General features: G+C 63.0%; 22 protein-coding genes and 1 riboswitch. Of the genes, 7 read left to right on the top strand and 15 right to left on the bottom strand.

The window, feature by feature from the left end:
• Positions 1–3 precede the first annotated feature (3 nt).
• Positions 4–675, bottom strand: a complete 672-nt coding sequence (gene bluB / locus QM694_RS04925) for a 5,6-dimethylbenzimidazole synthase (protein ID WP_415005839.1) — start codon at positions 673–675, stop codon at positions 4–6.
• A 45-nt stretch (positions 676–720) separates the two neighbouring features.
• Positions 721–899: riboswitch (cobalamin riboswitch) on the bottom strand.
• A gap of 72 nt (positions 900–971) precedes the next feature.
• Between bluB and QM694_RS04920 the strand changes: the two genes are divergently transcribed.
• Together QM694_RS04920 and QM694_RS04915 are read left to right on the top strand one after the other, a co-directional pair.
• Positions 972–2,189: a multidrug effflux MFS transporter gene (locus QM694_RS04920; RefSeq protein ID WP_415005838.1), complete on the top strand. Its 1,218-nt coding sequence runs from the start codon at positions 972–974 to the stop codon at positions 2,187–2,189.
• Position 2,190: 1 nt separating this feature from the next.
• Entirely contained in the window at positions 2,191–2,739 is a 549-nt protein-coding gene (locus QM694_RS04915; RefSeq protein WP_415005837.1) for an SRPBCC family protein, read from the top strand.
• 2 nt (positions 2,740–2,741) lie between these two features.
• Here QM694_RS04915 and QM694_RS04910 read toward each other — a convergent pair whose 3' ends face one another.
• On the bottom strand, positions 2,742–3,920 hold the full coding sequence (locus tag QM694_RS04910) for a hypothetical protein (protein ID WP_415005836.1): 1,179 nt from the start codon (positions 3,918–3,920) through the stop codon (positions 2,742–2,744).
• 130 nt (positions 3,921–4,050) lie between these two features.
• Between QM694_RS04910 and QM694_RS04905 the strand changes: the two genes are divergently transcribed.
• Together QM694_RS04905 and QM694_RS04900 are read left to right on the top strand one after the other, a co-directional pair.
• Positions 4,051–4,848: an oxidoreductase gene (locus QM694_RS04905; RefSeq protein ID WP_415005835.1), complete on the top strand. Its 798-nt coding sequence runs from the start codon at positions 4,051–4,053 to the stop codon at positions 4,846–4,848.
• Positions 4,845–6,002 carry an MFS transporter gene (locus QM694_RS04900; RefSeq protein ID WP_415005834.1) on the top strand — a complete coding sequence of 386 codons (1,158 nt, stop codon included), beginning with the start codon at positions 4,845–4,847 and terminating at the stop codon, positions 6,000–6,002. Before QM694_RS04905 ends, QM694_RS04900 begins: the two co-directional genes overlap by 4 nt.
• Here QM694_RS04900 and gcvA read toward each other — a convergent pair.
• A complete protein-coding gene (gene gcvA, locus QM694_RS04895; protein ID WP_415005833.1) occupies positions 5,950–6,867 on the bottom strand; it encodes a transcriptional regulator GcvA in 918 nt (305 codons plus the stop codon). The two genes, QM694_RS04900 and gcvA, sit on opposite strands and share 53 nt — an antisense overlap.
• A gap of 109 nt (positions 6,868–6,976) precedes the next feature.
• Between gcvA and QM694_RS04890 the strand changes: the two genes are divergently transcribed.
• Together QM694_RS04890 and QM694_RS04885 are read left to right on the top strand one after the other, a co-directional pair.
• A complete protein-coding gene (locus QM694_RS04890) occupies positions 6,977–7,150 on the top strand; it encodes a hypothetical protein (protein ID WP_415005832.1) in 174 nt (57 codons plus the stop codon).
• 175 nt (positions 7,151–7,325) lie between these two features.
• Positions 7,326–9,092 (top strand): oleate hydratase, encoded by a 1,767-nt coding sequence (locus QM694_RS04885; RefSeq protein ID WP_415005831.1) that lies wholly within the window; start codon positions 7,326–7,328, stop codon positions 9,090–9,092.
• A 39-nt stretch (positions 9,093–9,131) separates the two neighbouring features.
• Here QM694_RS04885 and QM694_RS04880 read toward each other — a convergent pair whose 3' ends face one another.
• From QM694_RS04880 to QM694_RS04840, 9 genes are all read right to left on the bottom strand, one after another.
• Positions 9,132–9,761, bottom strand: coding sequence for a hypothetical protein (locus QM694_RS04880; protein ID WP_415005830.1), 630 nt, complete (start codon positions 9,759–9,761; stop codon positions 9,132–9,134).
• Between the two features lie 140 nt (positions 9,762–9,901).
• A complete protein-coding gene (locus tag QM694_RS04875) occupies positions 9,902–10,783 on the bottom strand; it encodes a metallophosphoesterase (protein WP_415005829.1) in 882 nt (293 codons plus the stop codon).
• Between the two features lie 25 nt (positions 10,784–10,808).
• Entirely contained in the window at positions 10,809–11,591 is a 783-nt protein-coding gene (locus tag QM694_RS04870; RefSeq protein WP_415005828.1) for a carnitinyl-CoA dehydratase, read from the bottom strand.
• On the bottom strand, positions 11,588–13,624 hold the full coding sequence (locus tag QM694_RS04865) for an acetate--CoA ligase family protein (protein ID WP_415005827.1): 2,037 nt from the start codon (positions 13,622–13,624) through the stop codon (positions 11,588–11,590). The genes QM694_RS04870 and QM694_RS04865 overlap by 4 nt, the downstream gene beginning before the upstream one ends.
• A gap of 162 nt (positions 13,625–13,786) precedes the next feature.
• A complete protein-coding gene (locus tag QM694_RS04860) occupies positions 13,787–14,950 on the bottom strand; it encodes an acyl-CoA dehydrogenase family protein (protein WP_415005826.1) in 1,164 nt (387 codons plus the stop codon).
• A gap of 4 nt (positions 14,951–14,954) precedes the next feature.
• On the bottom strand, positions 14,955–15,722 hold the full coding sequence (locus QM694_RS04855; protein WP_415005825.1) for an SDR family oxidoreductase: 768 nt from the start codon (positions 15,720–15,722) through the stop codon (positions 14,955–14,957).
• Between the two features lie 10 nt (positions 15,723–15,732).
• On the bottom strand, positions 15,733–16,086 hold the full coding sequence (locus QM694_RS04850) for a VOC family protein (protein WP_415005824.1): 354 nt from the start codon (positions 16,084–16,086) through the stop codon (positions 15,733–15,735).
• Positions 16,087–16,092: 6 nt separating this feature from the next.
• Entirely contained in the window at positions 16,093–17,568 is a 1,476-nt protein-coding gene (locus QM694_RS04845) for a 3-hydroxyacyl-CoA dehydrogenase NAD-binding domain-containing protein (protein WP_415005823.1), read from the bottom strand.
• 2 nt (positions 17,569–17,570) lie between these two features.
• The gene (locus tag QM694_RS04840; protein WP_415005822.1) at positions 17,571–18,461 is read right to left on the bottom strand and encodes a 3-keto-5-aminohexanoate cleavage protein; all 891 of its coding nucleotides are present in this window, start codon (positions 18,459–18,461) and stop codon (positions 17,571–17,573) included.
• A gap of 87 nt (positions 18,462–18,548) precedes the next feature.
• On the opposite strand from QM694_RS04840, the gene QM694_RS04835 reads away from it, so the two are divergent.
• Positions 18,549–19,484 (top strand): GlxA family transcriptional regulator, encoded by a 936-nt coding sequence (locus QM694_RS04835; RefSeq protein WP_415005821.1) that lies wholly within the window; start codon positions 18,549–18,551, stop codon positions 19,482–19,484.
• Positions 19,485–19,486: 2 nt separating this feature from the next.
• On the opposite strand, the gene QM694_RS04830 is transcribed toward QM694_RS04835, so the two are convergent.
• From QM694_RS04830 to lipB, 3 genes are all read right to left on the bottom strand, one after another.
• On the bottom strand, positions 19,487–20,062 hold the full coding sequence (locus QM694_RS04830; RefSeq protein ID WP_415005820.1) for a DUF2585 domain-containing protein: 576 nt from the start codon (positions 20,060–20,062) through the stop codon (positions 19,487–19,489).
• A gap of 91 nt (positions 20,063–20,153) precedes the next feature.
• Positions 20,154–20,762, bottom strand: coding sequence for a glutathione transferase GstA (gene gstA / locus QM694_RS04825; protein ID WP_415005819.1), 609 nt, complete (start codon positions 20,760–20,762; stop codon positions 20,154–20,156).
• Between the two features lie 58 nt (positions 20,763–20,820).
• Positions 20,821–21,501, bottom strand: a complete 681-nt coding sequence (lipB, locus tag QM694_RS04820; protein WP_415005818.1) for a lipoyl(octanoyl) transferase LipB — start codon at positions 21,499–21,501, stop codon at positions 20,821–20,823.
• Between the last annotated feature and the right edge of the window lie 70 nt (positions 21,502–21,571).

Here is a 21,571-nt window from a genome sequence, read left to right as displayed (position 1 = left end):
ACATTAGGCGGAATTTCCCCAGCGGTCCATGAAGACAAGCTCCTTGAGCGGCAGGCGCTGGCGCCAACCTTTGGTTGCCAGCTCAGGCTCGGCATAAAGCTCATCCACATAGCCAAGGCAGAGATAGGCGACGGGCACCACATGGCCGGGGAGGCCAAGGATGGCGCGCAGTTCGGCGTCGCGGAAAATGCTCACCCAGCCGACGCCCACGCCTTCCGCGCGCGCGGCGAGCCACAGGTTCTGCACGGCGCAGACGGTGCTGTAGAGATCGGTGTCGCGGTTGTGGGTGCGGCCCAAGACTACCGGCCCGCCGCGCTCCCGGTCGCAGGTGATGCAGAGGTTGAGCGGCGCATCGGTGATGCCCTGGAGCTTGAGGCGGGAGTAAAGCTCCCGCCGCTCGCCAGCGAACAGATGAGCCGCCTCGGTGTTGGCGGTTGAAAACGCATCGGCCACCCGCTGCTTCACGCGAGGCTCGGCGATCACCAGAAAATTCCACGGCTGCATGAAGCCAACGGACGGCGCGTGATGCGCCGCATCAAGGAGGCGGTGCAGCACCCCTGGCGGAATGGGCCGTGGCTGGAACTGGCTCCGCACATCGCGGCGGGTGAGTATGGCGCGGTAGACGGCGTCACGCGCGTCATCTGAAAAGGGGGCGGCAGGCGAAAGGTCGGGCATTGGCGGCTCTTTCAACACGGCAGTCCGCAAGCCCGCCGTCCACGCGGGATTGCCGTGTTGTCTGGCCGGTCTTCTGGCTCGGCTTCGTTTGAGGCGGCGCCTTCCCGGCTTGCGCCAGTGGCCTTGCCGCCCCATCCGCCTTACAGCGCTGGGCGCGCCGCGGGGTTTCACCGCGTTCCCGATTCTCCGGTTCTGCAACCGGCACCAGACGTCGATGTTCTAGCCCGCACGCAATGGTCCGGGCAAGGGTTGAACGGAAGAGGGGCGTCGTCTATCCCGCCCGCATGACTCAATCGATGCGCAACACCATGCTCTCCCTCGCGGAGTTCATTCCGCTGATGGGACTGATGACGGCGCTCGATGCGCTCAGCATCGATTCCCTGCTGCCTGCCTTTCCGGCGATCTCGCGTGATCTTTCGGTGGCATCGGGCAACAGCATCCAGCTGCTGGTTTCTGCCATGTTTTTCGGCATGGCCTTCGGGCAGATCATCGGTGGCCCTGCGTCTGACGCTTATGGCCGCCGCCCGGCGATTATCGGCGGCCTCATCGTCTATGCGCTGGGAAGTGCCCTCGGATACATGGCGCAGAGCTTCGAGGTGCTGCTGATCGCGCGGGTGATGCAGGGCTTCGGCGCGTCGATCCCCGTCGTGGTGATGACGGCGCTGGTGCGCGATCTTTATGAAGGCGCGCCGATGGCGCGCATCATGTCGTTCATCGGCACGGTGTTCATCATCGTGCCGATCCTGGCGCCATTGGCGGGGCAGGGCATTCTCCTGGTGTCGACATGGCGGACGACCTTCCTGCTCTATCTCGTCCTCGCCGCCATGTCGGCGCTGTGGTTCACGCTCCGCCAGCCGGAGACGCTGCCGAAAGACAGGCGCATGGTGCTTTCGCTTTCATCGCTGTTCGGTGCTGCAATGACGGTGCTGAAAAACCGCGTCGCCATCGGCTATATCGTGGCGGGCGGGCTTCTGTTCGGGGCCTTCCTCGGCTATCTCAATTCCGCCCAGCAGATTTTCCAGCAGACCTATGACATGGGCATTTATTTCGTGCTGCTGTTCTCCACGCTGGCGCTTGCCATCGGCGCGGCGCTGTTGACCAATGGCTGGCTGGTGGAGCGTTTCGGCATGCAGAAGATGACGCTGGCCGGATTTGCAGGGGTGGCGGGCGCGTCGATCATCTTCCTGCCCGTGGCCTTTGCGTTCAACGGCGTGCCGCCGCTGTGGCTCACCATGCTTTATCTCGCCGTCAGTTTCTTCAGCGTCGGCATCCTGTTTGGAAATCTTCAGGCGCTGGCCATGGAGCCGTTGGGCGAGGTGGCGGGCGTGGGTGCGGCAATCGTGAGCTTCGCGCAGACGATCTTCGGCCTGCCGCTCGGAACTTACATCGGCCAATCCTATGATGGCACGGTGATCCCGCTGGTGTCGGGATTCGCATTGCTGTGTTCGCTGGGCCTTGCGGCCATGTGGCTCGCGGAACGCGGGCGGGGTTTCAACGTGCAGAGGGAGAGCTGAGATGAAGCGGCTGGTGAAATGGATTGTCGGAATCGCGCTCGCGCTCTTGGTGATCGTGGCGGGCGGGGCCTATGTGTTGCCCGGCGAAGCGCATGTGGAACGCTTCACGGTGATCTCCGCCACGCCGGCGCAGATCTTCGCGGTGGCAAGCTCGCTCAAGCGCTTCAATGAATGGTCGCCGTGGGCCGGGATCGATCCTGCCACAACTTACACTTATGGCGGGCCTGACAGCGGCGCGGGCCAGACGATGAGCTGGGTTTCAAAGAATCCCAATGTCGGTTCCGGCACGCAAACCATCACCGATGTGCAGGACAACGAACGCGTGGTGAGCACCATCGATTTCGGCAGCAGGGGCAAGGCCGTCACCACCCTGTCACTGGCGCCGGTGCTGGGCGGCACGGGCGTCACATGGCGGTTCGATGCGCCGCTCAACGGCATTTTCGACCGCTGGGCCGGGTTGATGTTCGACAGCGCGCTGGGCGGTGATTTTGAAACCGGGCTTCGCAATCTCAAGGCGGTCGTGGAGAAAGCCAATCCGCCCGCGCAATGATGTCAGCGCTTCTTCGTCGTATAGGGCCCGTTGGCAATGACATCGGGATCGATGATCCACCACGGCCAGCAATAATCGCGGCGTGGATTGTAAACCAGCAGGGCCGGGCATTTGCGATGCACGGCGGCAACCGGTTTGGCGGCGCGCGGCGCAGCCTTTGTGCGATGCGCCTGCGGCCTGGGCTTCCTTGGCGGAGCGACGTGTTTCATCTTTGGCGCGCAATTGTTGATGCAAACAGATGCCGTGCGCGGCGGCTTGCGGCGGTAGGAGGGTGCTGCTGGGGCCGGAGGAACGGTTTGCGTGACTGTCTGCACCACAGGCTGCGTTTCGGCATGTTGGGGAGAGGCGAGAGCTTCGCAGGCTTCCGTTTTGGGATTCCACAGCGGCGCATCCGCCGTGCAGATGCAGGCACTATCAGGTGATGCCGTTCGCCCGCCGCTGCAGCTCAATTGAACAGGTGCGGCGCATTGGCGGAGCGAAGGATCAAAACTTTCTCCCGCAGGGCAAGCGCAGTCCTTTTTCGCCACGTCGAAGCTCCGGCCGCCGGTGCATTGCGCCGAAGCCTCGGCACACTCTCCGTCACGCAGCAGTTGACCGGCGGAACAGGCCGGCGTTTCCCGATCATTGTAACCGATGGCAACGCTCACACAGCCGCTGTCATTGGCGGAGCGGAGATCGCCGGTTCCCCATTGGCCGAACACGGCGGGAAAGAGCTTCCGGTCTTTCTGCGCCGTGCCCAGCGCGTCTTTCAGCGCCGCGAAGGCGGGCGTTCCGGGGCCGGTCCAGCCGAAAGACAGGCAGGCCTTCATCTCCGAACGCGGCGTGGGCAGCAGGCGGAAGGTGATGACGAGGTTGGCCACCCCCGCGGGCGGCAGCGTGAATGATTTGGCGGCGCAGGACAGCCGGGTGTACGTCAGTTTCCGGCACTCCCAGCCTGATGCGTCCTGTGGGCCGGGCACGGCGGCCGAGGTGAGATCGACCGCAAGGGTGAGCGGGCCATCATAGCCTGCCGAACCCAAATTCTCGATCCGCATATTCACGCGGCAATCATCAGCCGGGAGGCATGTTTTCGTCGCACGCGACACGGTGATGGAAAGGTCCGGCGCTTTGGGGGGCCATGCGGCCTCGGCATGTCCCATCAACACGGCGGCGAACAGCACGGCGAGACACAGACGCAGCATCACCCATTTCCTCTCAGGCCAGGCGTTGCCCGCCGCCGGACCCCCCGCCATTTATGACAGACCTTAACGGATCGCATTGGTGCGGGGCAACCGAATCCACTAGCTTGGGCCGTGAGCTTGGGGGGATTTCATGACGGATCAAAAGGGGCGGATCGCGCTGGTCACCGGCGGCGCGCAGGGCATCGGCGCCGCCACGGCACGGCGGTTTCTGGCGGACGGCTTTGCAGGCGTGCTGCTGGTGGACCGCAATGCCGAAGGCCTGGCAGCGGCCAAGGCATCGCTCTCGGTCCTCGGACGGGTTGAAACGCTGGCCGGAGACCTGCTGGACGCATCGCTTCCGGCCAGGGCGGTCGCGGCGGCGCTCAAAGCCTTTGGACGCCTTGATGTTCTGGTGAACGCCGCCGGCAATACGGAACGCTGCGGGCTGGACGACACGACGCCGGAGTCCTTCGACCGGCTGTTCGGCGTCAACGTCAAGGCGCCGCTGTTCATGATGCAGGAGGCCGTGAAGGCGATGCGCGGGCAGGGCGGCGGGGTAATCGTCAATGTCTCGTCGATGCTGGCGCATGGCGGGCCGCCCAACCTTGCCACCTATTCAGCCTCCAAGGCGGCGCTGGTAACGCTCACCCGCGCCTCCGCCAATGCCGTGAAGCGCGAGGGCATCCGCATCTTCGCCATCAACCTCGGCTGGGCGCTGACGGAGGGCGAGCAGAAGCTGCAAACCACCTTCCACAAGCTGCCTGAGGACTGGTCGAAACAGATCGGCAAGCGCATGCCGTCCGGCCGGCTCATCCTTCCCGAAGATGTGGCAGGGGTCATGGCATTCCTCGTGTCGCCGCCCGCCTACATGATGACCGGTGCTGTGATCGACTATGAGCAGATGCCGGCAGGCACCTTCAATTCTCATCCCGCCCTCGCGCCCGAATGACATCGCCACGCCCGCTGGCGCTGCTGATGCTGAGCATCGCGGCGGTCGGCATCCAGGCCCTCATGCTGTCGCCGCTGGTGCCCGACATTGCGTCGGGCCTTAACACCACGGCAAAGCATGTTGGCTTCGCGGCTGGGGCCTATGGCATCGGCGTGGCGCTCGCCGCGCTGATCGCCGCGCCCCGGCTTGGACGGTGGCCGAAGCGGCTGGCCATCGCCAGCGGTTTTGCCGTGCTGGCGGCAAGCCTTGTGGTGTGCGGGCTGGCGTTTCACTGGCAGGTGCTGGTGGCCGGGCAATTCATGGTGGGGCTCGCCTCGGGCGTCATCATCCCCTCCACCTATGCGCTGACCGGTGACATTTCCCCGCCCGAAACGCGCGCGCAGGCCATGGGTCGGGTGCTGTTCGGCTGGTCGATCTCGCTGGTGATCGGCGTACCGCTGGCCGCCGTCCTCTCCGCCTTCGTGGGCTGGCGCGGCACCTTCCTGCTGGTGGCCGCAGCTGCCGCGCTGATGGTGCCCGGCGGGCTGATGCTGCCGCGCGTCGAGGGGGCGGCAAGTTCAGGCCCGGTGCGGTTTTGGGACGTGCTGCGCATTCCCGGCGCGCTGCTCGGTTATTTCTGCACCTTCTGCTACATGATCGGCTTCTACCAGACCTACACCTTCATCGGCGATCATGTGCGCACGCTGCATCATGTGGGCGCGTGGCTGGGCGGCGCCATCGCGCTCTCCTATGGCGTGGGCTTTGGGCTGGCGGTGTTTGGCGACCGCTGGATTGACCGCACCGGCCCCCGCCGCGTCATGCCGCTGGGGCTGGCGCTGGTGGGCATCAATTACCTGCTTCTGCCCTTCGCCGCGGAGTGGTGGCAGGTGATCGCCGTCTATCCGTTTTTCTGGGGCGTCGTGAATCACCTCGCGATGACGGCCATCGTCGCCTTCGTGAACTCGCTGTCAGCCGAACGCCGGGGCGCGCTGATGGGGCTGTTCTCCTTCACCACCTATGCCTCGCTCGGCACGGCGGGCGCGGTCTACGGAACGGTCTATGACGATCACGGCTTCTTCGCCGTGAGCCTTGCCGCAGCGGCCACGCTGTTCGTGGCGGCGATCAGTGCGGGGTGGCCGCTGCTTCAGCGGCAATCCACTCGCGGAACGCCTTGACCATCGGGCGGCTGGCAGAATCTTTTGGGTATACGAGGTAATAGCCGAATTCCGGCGGGCTCTTGAGGCTCAGCTCAAACGGCTTGATGAGGCGGCCCGCCGCCAGATCGTCAGCGGAGAGGGATGAGTCACCCAGCGCCACGCCATGGCCGTCGATTGCCGCCTGCAGCGCCAGCGAGGAGTGGCTGAAATGCATGCCGCGCGTGCCGATGAAGTCATTCACGCCCGCCGCCTGCATCCACATGCGCCAGTCCGGCCACACGGCGCCTTGGCCCTCCCAGTCGAGATGGATGAGCGGATAATTCAAAAGATCGCGCGGCTCCCGCAGGGGTTTGCGGCCTTTCAAAAGATCAGGGCTGCACACCGGAAACATGGTGTCCTGAAACATTTTTTCCACATGAAGGCCGGGGTAATCGCCCTTGCCGAAGCGGATGGCGATATCGGTATCGTCGCGGTCGAAATCCACGGTTGTCGAGGACACATCGATTCGCACGTCGGAGCCGGGGACGGAGGCGAGGAACCTGTCCAAGCGGGGCACCAGCCATTTGGCGGCAATCGAGGGCGAGGTTGAGACCTTGAGCTGCGAGGGGTTTTCAAGCTGGCGTATGCGCTGAAGCGCCTTGTTCAACCCGGCCAGGGCTTCGGATACCGCCGTTTGCAGCACCTTGCCTTCGCGCGTCAGGTCCATGGAGCGGCTGGTGCGCGTGAACAGCGACACGCCGGTCTGTTCCTCCAACTCCTTGATCTGGTGGCTGATGGCGGCGGGCGTCACATTCAGCTCTTGCGCGGCGCGGGTGAAATTCAGGTGCCGCGCCGCTGCGTCAAATGCCTTCAAAGCCTGCAGGCCGGGGATGTGCCTAATCATTGATCTTCAAGCCGTATTAAACGATGATTCAAGAACTAGTCGTTTGTCGTTGAAATCACAATGGCTTATATTAGGGACAATTCAAACTTCTTAATGGGAATTAACGATCATGTCTCGCTCCGCCACGCTCTCCACCACCGCAGTTGCCGGTCTTGGGCTCTGGAGCCGCCTGGAAAAGGCCTTCAGCAGCCTCAACACGATGTTTCAGGCCAATGCCGATCTTGAAGCGGTTCTCCGCCAGACCGACAGCGTCCGCATCGCCAGCCGCAACCCGCTGATCTGAATATTCCCGCATACCGTCTCTCCCCGGGACGGATACGCGCTGAGCCCGCCGAACTGGCGGGCTCTTTTTCATTCAACATGCTGACGCGGGTGCGATCAAAATTCTGCCCCTTACGTGAACAACATTTGGCATAGGATCGCCAGAAGGGTTTTGTTTCAAGCGGGAGGTGTTGAACATGCAGTATGGCAGCGGCAACTATTATGCTTTTGCCCGGCCCCGCAAGCCCGCGGGCGTTGAGAAGAAGACGGCATGGTTCGTGGGCTCAGGGCTTGCCTCGCTGGCGGGCGCGGCGTTTCTGATCCGCGATGGCCAAATGGCCGGCAACAAGATCACCATTCTTGAGGAATTGAAACTGCCGGGCGGCGCGCTGGATGGCATTAAGGAGCCGGAAAAGGGATTTGTGATCCGCGGCGGGCGGGAAATGGAAGATCATTTCGAATGCCTGTGGGACTTGTTCAGGTCCATTCCCTCGCTCGAGGCAGAGGGTGCGAGCGTGCTGGATGAATTCTATTGGCTGAACAAGGACGATCCGAACTTCTCGCTCCAGCGCACCACGCAGAACCGCGGGCAGGACGTCCCCGACAAGGCCCTGCTGACGCTGAACGACAAGGCCCAGAAGGATTTGCTGCGGCTCTTTTTCGCCACGCGGCAGGAGGTGGAGAACAAGCGGATCAACGAAGTGCTCGGCAAGGATTTCCTGGCCAGCAATTTCTGGCTCTACTGGCGAACCATGTTCGCCTTCGAGGAATGGCATTCCGCGCTGGAAATGAAGCTCTACGTGCACCGCTTCATCCATCATCTGCATGGGTTGGCGGATTTCTCGACGCTCAAGTTCACGCGTTATAACCAATATGAATCGCTTGCGCTGCCGCTGGTGAAATGGCTGCAGGAACAGGGTGTCAAATTCCGCTACGGCGTCGAGGTGAAAGATGTCGATTTCGATATCGGTCCCGGGCGAAAGCAGGCGACCCGCATTCATTGGATCGAAAATGGCGCAGAAGGTGGCGTTGATTTAGGCCCCGACGATCTGGTGTTCATGACCATTGGATCGCTGACCGAGAATTCCGACAATGGCGATCATAAGACCCCGGCCAGGCTCAAGACTGGCCCGGCGCCAGCGTGGGATTTCTGGCGCCGCATCGCAGCCAAGGACCCGGCGTTCGGGCGTCCCGATGTGTTTGGCGCCCATATTCCCGAAACCAAGTGGGAATCTGCAACCATTACGACGCTTGATGCGCGCATTCCCGAATATATCCGGAAGATCACCAAGCGCGATCCCTTCAGTGGCCATGTGGTGAGCGGCGGCATCGTCACCATCAAGGATTCAAACTGGCTGTGCAGCTGGACGGTGAACCGCCAGCCTCATTTCAAGCAGCAGCCCAAGGACCAGATCGTCATCTGGTTCTATTCGCTGTTCGTGGAAAAGCCGGGCAACTATGTGAAAAAACCCATGCAGGATTGCACGGGCGAGGAGATCACGCAGGAATGGCTCTATCACCTCGGTGTGCCACTTGAAGATATTCCGCAGCTTGCGGCAACGGGCGCCAGGACGGTGCCGGTGATGATGCCCCATATCACCGCCTTTTTCATGCCGCGGCAGGCAGGCGACCGGCCAGACGTGGTGCCGGAAGGCGCCGTGAACTTTGCCTTCATCGGCCAGTTTGCGGAATCGAAAGAGCGTGATTGCATCTTCACCACGGAATATTCCGTGCGCACGCCGATGGAGGCTGTCTACACCCTTCTCAATGTCGAGCGGCGGGTGCCGGAGGTTTTCAATTCGACCTATGACGTCCGCTCGCTGCTGGCGGCAATCAGCCCACTGCGCGATGGCCAGCAGCTCGACATTCCAGGGCCTGCGTTTGTGCGCCACCTGCTGATGAAAAAGCTGGAAGGCACCGAGGTCAGCAATCTGATGAAAGAGTATAATCTCATCAGTGAATGAGTATGGAGCCCGCTTTGTTGGCGGGCTCCTTTTTGTTGCTTAGCGCGCCGCCATCTGGCGGCAGAGGCTGACGAGGCCCGCTTCGTAGGAGGCCGGGCTCGACATGATTTTCATGCAGGTCAGCGGAATGTTCTTCGCTGTCTTGCCGCCAGTGCCACCATTGCCCGTCTTAGGCGGCTGCACCGGTGTGGCGACCGCGGCGCGGGTGACGCCGCAGCTTCCGCCAGCCGACACGCACAAGGAAATGAGCTGGTTGCGATTGAGGACATTCAGGCGGGCGTCAATCAGCTTGCGCACCTGTGCCGGAGTGCCGGTCCCGCAACCTTTGCCGCCACCGGCCGTCAGGCAGAGCCGGACGAGCTGCTTCGGCGTGAGGACGCCCAGCCGGGCGTGGATGCCGCCGATCAGGGCGGAATCCGCCTTGACGCTCACGAGGGAGTTTGCCGTTCCGACAGTGGCCGATGCCGTCGTCGAGACGCTCTTGGTGACGCCGCCAACAGTGTTGCCGAGCCCGCCCACGGTATTGCCGACAGTGTTCCCCAAGCCGCCCACCGTGTTGCCGACGGCGTTCCCCAGTCCACCGAGGCCGTCAGCATATGCGCCAGCCGCCGAAGCGAGAAAGGCGATGGAGGCGATAGTCAGCACGTTCTTGCGAAAATTCGTACGCATGTAACTCTCCATAAGGTTGTGAGGTTGAGGGAAGCACGTTCTGCTATCTCAACGTCACCCCATGGAGATTGGGTTCACGCCACCTTGGCGTGTGATTTCTGCAAACTTAACAAAGCCGATGCGATTTTTCGCAAATTGACTCAGCCGAGATCCACCACCGTGATCTCCGGCGGCACGCCGATGCGCACGGGAAAGATGCTGCAGCCCAGCCCGCCCGAGACGATCAGATGGCGGCCATTCTCGACGATGTGCCCATAGGCATAGCGGTTGCCGAATTGCGACGGCGTGACGGGCGACCAGCCGAAGATCCGCACCTGCCCGCCGTGCGTGTGGCCCGAGAGCGTCAGCGAAACGCGATCGGGAATGCCGGTGAACAGGTCCGGCTCATGCGCGAGGTGGATGATCGGCGCGTCATCCGTCACCTGCGCCAGCGTCCCGGGAAGATCGTCGCGGCCTTCAAAGCGGCCGTGGCCCTTCTTGATCGCCACGATGCTGTCGGTGCCGGTCAGCCAGAAGGGCGTTCCGTCCTTGGTCAACCGCACCGCGCGGTTGGCGAGAACCGGAATGCCATTGGCCTCCATGGCGCGCTGCGCTTCGGGCGGGCCTTGCTCGGAAAGCTGGGCGAAACGGTCGTCCCACCAGTCATGATTGCCGTTGATGGAAAAGACACCGAGAGGGGCTTTCAACGCGGCGGCGGCGCGCGCCGTCTCGGCCACGGGGATAGTGCCGGTGCGGAGGATTTGGCCCGACACGTAATCGCCCATCAACAGGATCAGGTCACCGCCCAGCGTGTTGGCGCGGGCGATGATTCTTTCCCACCGCGCCAGTGGCATGTGCGGTTCGACGAGATGCGGATCGGCCAGCAGCACCAGCCTGAGTTTCAAGCCGTTCGTCCAGCGCGGCGGGGTCAGCGCATAGTTTTGCGTGCGCAGCAGGAAGCCCGGCTCGATGACGATGCTATAGGTGGCGAGGGTGGCCCCGGCGAGGCCCAGCCATTTCAGAAATCCGCGGCGGGTGATCATCCGCCGGGGATAGCAGGAAAAGCGTTCAGCGTCCCTTCCATTCGGGCTTGCGCTTTTCGGCAAAGGCGCGCGCGCCCTCAAGCTGGTCATCGCTGGAGTAAAGCTTGTCCACCGTCTTGAGCTTGCGCTTGGTCACCATGTCGAAGGCCTGCTGGATTGGCAGGTGCATGGTTTCGCGCAGCGTTTCCTTGATGGCCGCATAGACGAGCGGCGGCCCGCCCGCCAGAAGCTCCGCCACCTCGCGGGCGCGCGCCATCAGCGTCTCCTTCGGCACCACCTCATTGACGATGCCCCAGTGCTTGGCCTCCGTCGCGTCGAAGCGCCGCCCGGTGAACAAAAGTTCGGTCGCGACGTGATAGGGAATGAAGCGCGGCAGCTTGATGGTCGCCGCATCGGCCAGCGTGCCGGAATTGATTTCGGGCAGCGCGAAGGTGGCATGCTCGGCGGCGATGATGATATCGGCGGAAATCATGATCTCGAAGCCGCCGCCGAAGGCCAGCCCGTTCACCGCCGCGATCACCGGCTTGTTGAGGCCGGGCAGTTCCTGCAGGCCGCCGAAGCCGCCCACGCCATAGTCCGAGTCCGGCGCTTCGCCTTCCGCCGCCGCTTTCAGGTCCCAGCCGGGGCAGAAGAATTTTTCGCCCGCTGCGGTGAGGATCGCCACACGCAGTTCGGGATCGTCGCGGAAGCTTGCGAACACATCGCCCATGATGCGGCTGGTGGCGGCGTCGATGGCATTGGCCTTGGGGCGGTCGATGGTGACTTCAAGCACGCGGTCCCGGCGTTCGGTGCGAATGGGTGTGGTCATGGTGTCCTCATCTTGATGAGCGCGTCGACGGCGATGGCGTTATCGGGGAGGACGAGCAGGGGGTTGACGTCCAGTTCCTCGATCAGGCCGCGATGGGCTTCCGCAAAAGCGGCAATGGCTTCGACGGCGCGGATGACGGCGGCCTGATCGCCGGATTTGCCGCGGAAGCCCTGGATCAGCGTCCACACCTTCAGCCGCGCAAGCGCCCGGGTGATTTCGGCGCGGCTGGTGGGAAGCATGAGCGTGACCGAATCTTTCAGCAGTTCGGTGAGGATGCCGCCCGCGCCGATCACCAGCGCCGTGCCGAATTGCGGATCGCGGGTGAGGCCGATGATGAGTTCGGCCACCACGCCCGTCACCATGCGCTCCACCAGAACATCGGGTGCGAGTTTCGCCATGCGGGCAGCGGCGGCTTTCACGTCGTCCGCCGTCTTGAGGTTCAGCGCCACGCCTCCCGCTTCCGTCTTGTGGGCGATGGCCGCCGACGACACTTTGAGCGTGACGGGAAAGCCCAGCTTTTCTGCCGCCGCCACGGCATCAACAGCCTTACAGACGATGCTTTCCGGCACCGAAAGCCCGAAAGATTTCAGAAGCTGTTTCGCCTCATATTCGCTGAGGGAAACATCGCCGCTGCCACGCGTTTCTTCCTTCGTCACCGCCGGCAGGGCATCGCTCCGCGCCCAGTTCCGGCCGATGAAGCTCGCGGCTTCAAAGGCGGTCAGCGCATCGTCAAAGCCCATCATCGGCGCCACGCCATTGGCCGACAATTCGGCGGCAAGGGTCAGCGGCATGCCTTCCGGCAGCGACGAGACGACCGCCGCGCGCGCCCCCGTGGCCTTCTGCGCACGCATATAGGCTCTTGCGGTGGTGATCCATGAGGCGGGCGTCATCTTGGGGTTGGTTGGCGTGTCGAGGATCAGCATGCCCACGTCGAAGCCGCCGGAGAGCACGGCGGTGAAGGTGGCCTGGAGTTTCTCCGCCTGGCCCCAGATGAAGGTGTGATAGTCGAGCGGATTGTCGATTGACACATATTCATTGAGCGTCGCCGCCACTTTTGGCTTCGTCTCGGCGGGGAAGGGCGGGAAGCTCACGCGCTTTTCCAGCGCCATGTCGGCTACCAGTGCCGCCTCACCGCCGGAGCAGCTCATGGAAACGAGGCGGCTGCCGGCGATCGGCCCGCCGAGATGCAGGAACTTCAGCGTTTCGACGAAGGCGGTGACGGATTTCATGCGCGCCACGCCATAGCGCTCGAATAGCGCATCGTAGAGCGTGTCGGCGCCGGCCAGCGAGGAGGTATGGCTCATCGCCACCTTGGCGCCCTGTTCGGAGCGGCCGGTCTTGAGCGCGATCACCGGCTTCTTCAATTGCCGCGCCACGGCTGCGGCTTCCGCGAAGCGTGGCACATCGGGCAGGCCTTCGATGTGAAGGCCGATGGCGGTGATCCTCGGATCGCGCGCCAGCGCTTCCACCATCTGGCCCATGTCGAGATCGGCCTGGTTACCGATGGCATAGACGCAGGCGAGCGGCAGGGCGCGCATCGTCATGGTGAAGTTGCAGGCGATGTTGCCGGATTGGGTGATGATGGCGACGCCCGAGTCGCATGGCTCGATGCCATGCTCGTCCGGCCACAGTGCGGCGCGGGCGAGGCCGTTCACGAAGCCATAGCAGTTCGGCCCCATCAGCGGCATGCCGTCCGCTGCCGCCAGCAATTCCTGCTGCAAATGCTCGTCGCCCGTTTCGGCAAAGCCCGAGGCATAGATCACAGCACCACCGCAGCCCTTGGCTTTCAGTGCACGGACGATCTCGATGGTGGGCTCGCGCTTCACGGCGATGAAGGCGGCATCGACGGGGCCTTCGATGTCATCCACCGACTTGACGGTGGGAATGCCGCCCAGTTCCTCGCGCTTGGGATGGACGGCCCAGATCTTGCCGGTGAAGCCCAGTTCGCGCGTGCGGGTGATGGCGATGTTGCATTCCGCCCCGCCGATAAAGGCAATGGAGCGGGGATGGAGCAGGGGCGTCAGATTCCTCATCATCCTCTCCCGCTTGCGGGAGAGGAGGGGGACCCATTGCAAAGCAATGGGGAAGGTGAGGGGGCCGGCGCGGGCAGGCCCTCACCTCCCCTCCGCTTGCGGCGGAGGATCCCTTCCTCTCCCGCAAGCGGGAGAGGACGTTGTGCGATCTCCATGTTCATCTTATCCCCCCAGCGGGCGCAACAGGCTGCGCGAGATGATGTGGCGCTGGATTTCGGAGGTGCCCTCCCAGATGCGCTCCACGCGGGCGTCACGCCAGATGCGCTCGAGCGGAAGATCAGACATCAGCCCCATGCCGCCGTGAATCTGGATCGCCTCATCGGCCACGAAAGCGAGGACTTCGGTGGCTTTCAGCTTCGCCATCGCCATGTCCATGTCCTCAACCGTGCCGTGGTCGAATTTCCATGCCGCTTCGAGGGTGAGCAATTCCGCCGCCTTCAGTTCCAGCGCCATGTCGGCGAGCTTGAACGACACGCCCTGAAACTTGCCGATCTGCTGGCCGAATTGCTGGCGGTCCACCGCATATTGCTTGGCATGTTCAAGGGCGCGTTCGGCGCGGCCAAGGCAGGTTGCCGCCACCTGAAGCCGCGTCGCCCCCAGCCATTCGTTGGCGACGTCAAAACCTTTGTGCAATTCGCCGAGGATCTGGCTCTTATGCACGCGGCAATCGGTGAATTCGAGAATGCAGTTGTTATAGCCTCTGTGCGACACGTTCTTGTAACCGGGGCGCACGGTATAGCCCGGCGTTCCCATGTCGATCAGGAAGGCGGTGATGAGTTTCTTTTTGCCGCGCGGCGTCTCCTCCTCGCCGGTCGCGGCGTAGAGGATCACGAAATCGGCTTCATCCGCATGGCTGATGAAATGCTTGGTGCCGTTGATGACGAAGAAATCGCCATCGGCCTTCGCCGTCGTCTTCATGCCGCGCACATCGGAGCCGACGCCCGGTTCGGTCATCGCCATGCAGTCGATCTTTTCGCCGCGCACGCAGGGGAGCAGGTATTTCTCGCGCTGTTCGCCCTTGCAGGCCATCAGAATGTTGGACGGCCTTGCCACGCAGTTCCAGTGCAGCGCGTAATTGGCGCGGCCCAGTTCCTTTTCGTAAAGCACCCATGTCAGCGTATCGAGCCCGGCGCCGCCCACTTCGGCTGGCATATTGGCGGCATAGAGGCCGGCCTCGATGGCCTTCCTCTTGATCTCATCGCGGAGATCGGGGCGGAGCACGCCTGTTTCCTCCACCTCCGCCTCATGCGGGTAAAGCTCGTTGACGACGAAATCGCGCGTCGTCTTGACGATCATCTGCTGTTCTTCGGTGAGGGAGAAATCCATGGCGTTATCCCAGATGGAAAGTTTCGGTGTGACCGTCGATGGCCAGTTCCTGGCCGGAAATGGTGCGGGCGGCGGGCGAAGCGAGGAAGACGCACAGGCCTGCGATCTCATCCGCCTCGATGAAGCGCTTGATCGACTGCCCGGAAATATATTCAGCTTCCACCTTCTCGAAGGAAACGCCGCGCTGCTTCGCCTCCGCCTCCATCACGCGGGCCATGCGGGGGCCGCGCACTGTGCCGGGGCAGATGGCGTTGCAGGTCACGTCATAGGGCCCAAGCTCGATGGCCAGCGATTTGGTGAGGCCGATCACCGCCCATTTCGCCGCCGCATAGGGCGAGCGCGCGCCATAGCCGAATTGCCCGGCGGTGGAGGAGAGATTGATGATGCTGCCGCTCTTCTGTTTCTTCATCACCGGGGCGGCGCGTTTCGCGCAGAGGAAATGCGAGTCGAGGCACACTTCGATGCATTCGCGCCAGTCGGCATAGTTGATGTCGTCCACCAGCGCGGTCGGACCCTTGATGCCGGCATTGTTCACCAACACATCGAGGCCCCCCAGATCAGTAAGCGCCGTGTCGAACCAGCCGTTGATCGCACCTTCGCTGCGGAGATCAACATGGCTTGCCGCGATGCCCGGATTTTCGGCGCGGAAGGCTGAGAGCGCATCCTCGCTCACATCGCAGACATGCACCTTCGCACCCGTCGCCGCGAAGCCCAGGGCGATGGCGCGGCCGATGCCGGCTGCTGCGGCGGTGATCATCACGCGCTGAGCCATCGAAACCTCCTCAACCCTTGTGCTGGAGAATGTTGACGAGCTTGCCAAAGGGATCGCGCACATAGAAGCGGCGCACGCCCCACGGTTCGTCGGCAGGGCCATAGGCAACCGGCAGCCCCGCCTTCCTCACGCGCGCCAGCGCCTCTTCCACATCATCCACCTCGACCGACAGATCGGGCACCGGCGTGCCGGAGCCGCCTTCCGACGCGACGCTCACCTGCACCTGCATGTTCGAGGGCGCGGCCCAGGTTTGAATCCAGCCGTGATCCATCTCCAGCGCAAGGCCGAGGATGCCATGATAGAAATCATGGCCCCGCTGCACATCCGGCGCGGCAATGTTGGCGACGATGCGGTTCACCTTCATCGGCTGCTACTTGCGCTTCACCTTCATCTGGCTGCCTTGTTCTTTGGGCTGCTCCAGCTTCTGGTGCTTCTCCCAGATGGCGGAGAGCGCCTCGAACAAGGCGGGCGACATCGGGCACACCTTGTTCTCTTTCTGGTTCACGTGAAGCTGCATGATCTCGTTGGTGGCAACGAGATCGCCCGTCACCCCATGATACATGCGGTGGAACAGGTGCATGCGCTTTTCATCGCAGCCGATCACCTGCGTCTCGATGCGGAAGGGCTCGCCCGCCTTCATTTCCTTGTAGTAGTTGATATGCGTTTCGGCGGTAAAGAAGGTGTTGCCGGTCGCGCGGTAGGCCTCGTCATCGCCGATGAAGCGGAAGAAGGCGTCAAGCCCGTCTCCGAAGGCATAGAGATAGGCGGCGTCGGTCATGTGGCCGTTATAGTCGAGCCACGAGGTCAGCACCTCGCCATCCCAGAGATGCAGCGGCTTTGAAACATCCGCGCCCTTCGTCCAGCGGGCATAGCCGCCGCGCGATTTCGCTTCATCGCGCGCCAGCACGTTTCCTGCGCCCACGCCGTGCTGGCGGAACAGCTTCATCATGTCGACCAGCACATCGTTGCGCTTGGCTTCGAGTTCGGCCACCGTCTTGCCTTCGGCCTGCGCCTCGCAGCCCTCGACAAGGCGCTTTTCCAGCGCGTCGTTCCATTTGGGATAGGCAAGATCCGTCCACGGAAGCTCCAGCGTCGGATCGAACTGCGAGATGAAGTGGCGCATGCCGCCGGGGCCGCCCGCCACGTGATAGGTCAGGAACGAGCCCATGAAGGCCCAGCGCATGCCGGCGGAATAGACGATCGAGTCATCGATGTCGCCGGTGGTGGCGATGTCCTTGTTGAGCACATGCAGCGCCTCGCGCCACAAGGCCTCCTGCAGGCGGTCGCAGATATAGCCGTCGATCTCCTTCTTGAGCCTCAGCACATGCATGCCGATCGACTCATAGTAATGGCCGGCACGGTCCATCACGGCGCTCGAGGTCTTTTCCCCCGGCACGGTTTCCACCAGCGGCAGGAGATAAACGGGATTGAAGGGATGGCCGATGATCACCCGCTCGGGGTGCTTGCATTCCGACTGGAGGCGGGTGGGCAGGAAGCCCGACGACGAGGACGAGATGATCACCTCTGGCCGCGCCACCGCGTCGATGTCACGGAACAGCTTGATCTTGAGGTCTTCGCGCTCGGGCGCTGCCTCATGCACGAAGTCAGCCTTGGAGGCCATTTCCTTGAGGTCGGTCGTAAAGCTGAGATTGCCCTTGGGACCCGTCTTGCCCAGCAGGCGCTGCATGGAAGGCCAGGCCACGTCGATGGCGGCGCGGAGCTTGGCTTCGGCGGCGGGCGAGACGTCATAGGCGATCACGTCGAAGCCGCGGATCAGCAGGCGGGCCGCCCAGCCCGCGCCGATGAGGCCGGTTCCGGCAATGCCGACGGTCTTGATGGCGGTCATGATTATTTCCTCGGCGCGAGTTTGAGGATTTCGCGGCCCTCATCGGGGCTTGCCACTTTGGTGCCGAGAATTTCGATGATCTTCACCGCCTTCTCCACCAGCGTTCCGTTCGAGGCGTGAACGCCCTTCTCCAGCCAGAGATTGTCCTCGAGGCCGACGCGCACATGGCCGCCCAGCAGCACGGCCTGCGCCACGGCGGGGAACTCGTTGCGGCCGATGCCGAAGGCCGCCCAGATGGCATCTTTGGGCAGTTGCGACTTCTGATAAGCCATCGTCTCGCTGTCGTAGGGCGCGCCCCACGGAATGCCGAGGCAGAGCTGGAACAGCGGCGGGCTGTCGATCAGCCCTTCGGCGCAGAGCTGCTTCGCAAACCAGAGATTGCCCGAGTCGAAAATTTCCATCTCGGGCTTGACGCCGTAAGACTTGATGAGTTTCGCCTGCTCGCGAAGCTGGGCGGGGGTCTGCACCACGATGGAATTGCCGTCACCGAAGTTCAGTGTGCCGCAATCGAGGGTGCAGAGTTCGGGGCGGAGTTCCTTGATGTGGACGAGGCGTTCCTCCGGCCCCACGCAATCGGTGCCCGGCCCGAAATCAAGCGGCTTGGCGCCGGAACCGATCTCCACATCGCCGCCCATGCCGGCGGTGAGGTTGATGATCACTTCCTTGTTCTTGGCGCGGATGCGCTCCATCACCTCGCGGTAATATTCGGTCTTGCGCGAGCCCTTGCCTGTCTTGGGTTCGCGCACGTGGCAATGCACCACCGTGGCGCCTGCACTTGCGGCTTCGAGCGCCGAATTGGCGATCTGCTCGGGCGTCACGGGGATGGCGGGGTGCTTGCCGACGGTATCGCCCGCACCGGTCACGGCGCAGGTGATGATGATCTTGGGGTTCATGGAGTCCTCCTCTGGATAGCGCGGAGACTAGGCCGGAGGTGAACGGGGGATTTGACTTTTTCCGCCTTTGGCTTATCGAAATCCGCCATGGCCCGATACGACATCGCCGTTCTGCTGGTGCCCAAGTTTTCGATGATCGCGCTTTATGGCGCCATCGAGCCCTTGCGGGTGGCGAACCGCTTTGCCGGGGAAACCTTTTCGTGGCGCTTTCTCTCCATGGATGGCGAACCGGTCGCGGCCTCGAACGGTATCCCGGTGTCGGTGTCGGGAAATCTGTCGGCCATCGGGCGGCCAGACATGGCGGTGATCTCCGCCAGCTATGAACCGGAGCAGGGCGTGCAGAGGCCGATGCTGGCGGCGCTGCGCAGGCTCGCGCACGACAAGGTGCTGATGGCGGCGATGGATACCGCGCCCTTCCTTCTGGCCGAGGCTGGCGTGCTCGATGGCTACCGCGCCACCTGCCATTGGGAAAGCCTGCCCGGTTTTCGCGAAAGCTATCCGAAGGTGCTGGCCGAGCAGGCGCTTTATGTGACGGACCGCGACCGCATGAGCTGTGCGGGCGGTGCTGCGGCCATCGACATGATGCTGGACTGGATCGGGCGGCTCTTGGGCAAGCCGTTGGCCGTCACGGTGGCGGACCAGCTCGTGCATTTCCGCTCGATGGAGCAGCCGGGGCAGGCGAGGCTTCCGGTTGCCGCGCGTTTCGGCACGGCAGACCGGCGGGTGCTCGCCATCCTCGCCGCCATGGAAGAGCAATGCGAAGACCCGCTCGATGCGGAGGCGCTTGCCGCGCTGGGCGGCATTTCGCAGCGGCAGATGGAGCGGCTGTTCCGGCAGGAGCTCAACCGGCGTCCCATGGAAATCTACCTGGCGCTCAGGCTCGAAAAAGCCGAGCGCCTTCTCACCTATTCGCAGATGAACATGCGCGATGTCGGCCTTGCCTGCGGCTTCTCATCTCTGCCGCTGTTTTCCAGAAACTTCAAGGCGAAGCACGGCAGGCCGCCATCGGCCTTCAGGGGCTGAATTCACGCGCCCGCCTGCCACTGCTTGATGGCGTCGAGCGGCCACAGCAGCATGATGACGTTGAGGGTGAGGTTGTCGCGGATCATGAAGCCCACGAAGAGTTCAAACGCGATGGCGAGCGAGATGGTGAGCCACACGGGCAGGCGCATGGCGAGATAGAAGCCCAGCACCATGGCGAGAATGTCGGATGTCGAATTCAAGACGCTGTCGCCGAAATAATCGAGCGAGATGGTGGCCTCGCGGTAGCGGTTGATGATGATCGGCGAGTTCTCGAGAATCTCCCATCCCGCCTCGATGATGACGGCGATGATCAGCCGGTTGCCCACGCTCAGGCGCTTCGCCACCAGCGACAGCACGCCATAGAAGATGAAGCCGTGGATGATGTGCGAGAAGGTGTACCAGTCGGTGAGATGCTGGGAATTGCCGGGGCTCTGCACCACGCCTTCCCAGAGTTTCACATAACCGCATTTGCAGATCGGCACGCGCCCCATGGCGAGCAGGATCGCCGCCGTGGCGGCGATCAGGAGCAGGACGATGAGAATGTTGTTGCGGGAGATCGAGGGACGCGTGGCTTGCATCGCGCCATGATGAGAGCATCAGGTTAAGCATTGCCAAACGGTAAGCGAAGGCCTGTGCGATCCCGTTGCGGGATGGCACAGGGCAGATCGTTTAGGCCGCGAGGCCTTCCTTCTTCAGCGCCGCCTTGACGGCGGGGCGGGCGCCCACGCGGTCCATGAAGGCGGTGATGTGGGCATATTTCGAGAGGTCCACATTCACATGCCTGCACCAGCCCAGCACGGTGAAGGCATAGGCATCGGCCACTGAATAGTTTTCGCCCAGCACGTAAGGGTGCTTGGCAAGCTGGCTGTCGAGCCAGGCGAGGCGAAGCGCGAGGCGCGCCTTGATCGCCGTCTTGCCCTCTTCAGGCATCGCTGCGTTGAACAGGCCGCCGATGCCCTTGTGCAGTTCGGTGGCGATGAAGTTCAGCGTTTCCATCGCGCGGTAGCGCTCGAGCGAGCCGAATTTCGGAAACAGCTTGGCGCTCTCGGCATGGTCGGCGAGATATTGCAGGATGGTGGCGACCTCGGTCAGTACCTTGTCCTTGGCGAGTTCAAGCGTCGGCACATAGCCTTTGGAATTGATGGCCTTGAAGTCCGAGCCCGTCTCGGTGGTCTTCTTGCCGAGATCGACCTTCTCCAGCGCATAATCCTCGCCCAGTTCGTTGAGCACGATATGCGGGGCAAGCGAGCAGGCACCGGGCGAATAATAGAGCTTCATGGATTCCTCCAGAGGTTGCGGATGCGCGCTCTCTAGCAGAGAATTGTAATCGCGCAAGTCACCGATCTGCAATGCTGCCGAATGTTTTGCGAAAGGCGGCTTCAAGCGCCACATCGGCGTCGGCCATGGTCACAGGCAAGCCGAGGTCAACGAGGCTGGTCACGCCGTGTTCGGGCACGCCGCAGGGCACGATGCCGGTGAAATGATCGAGGTCGGGATCGACGTTCAAGCTGATGCCGTGAAAGGTCACGCCATGCCGCACGCGGATGCCAAGGGCGGCGATCTTGTCTTCGCGGTCCCCGCGTTTCACCCACACGCCCACCCGGTCCTCGCGGCGTTCGCCCTTCACGTTGAAGGCGTCAAGCGTGTCGATCAGCCATTGCTCGAGGCCCGCCACGAAGGCGCGCACGTCGCCACCGCGCTGTGCCAGGTTCAGCATCACATAGGCCACCCGCTGGCCGGGGCCGTGATAGGTATATTGCCCGCCGCGGCCCGTCTGGAAGACGGGAAAGCGGTCCGGCATCACCAGATCCTTCGGGTCGGCGCTGGTGCCCGCCGTATAAAGCGGCGGATGTTCCAGCAGCCACACCCGCTCGGGCGCCGATCCTTCGGCGATCTGCTTCACCTCGCGGTCCATCCGCGCCACCGCTTCAGGGTAGGGCACGAATGCAGGGGCAATCTCCCATGCAACGGGTGACGCGCCCGTCAATTTGGGAATGATGTGTTCACGAAGCACCATGATGGCGGTTGTTCCAGTTTCGGGCCATTGCGGCAAGAGTTGCGGGAATGCCCTGTTGTGGACTTGCCAG

The organism is Aestuariivirga sp., assembly GCF_047602625.1.
Classification (GTDB): domain Bacteria; phylum Pseudomonadota; class Alphaproteobacteria; order Rhizobiales; family Aestuariivirgaceae; genus Aestuariivirga.
This window is presented reverse-complemented; position numbering and strand designations above follow the sequence as displayed.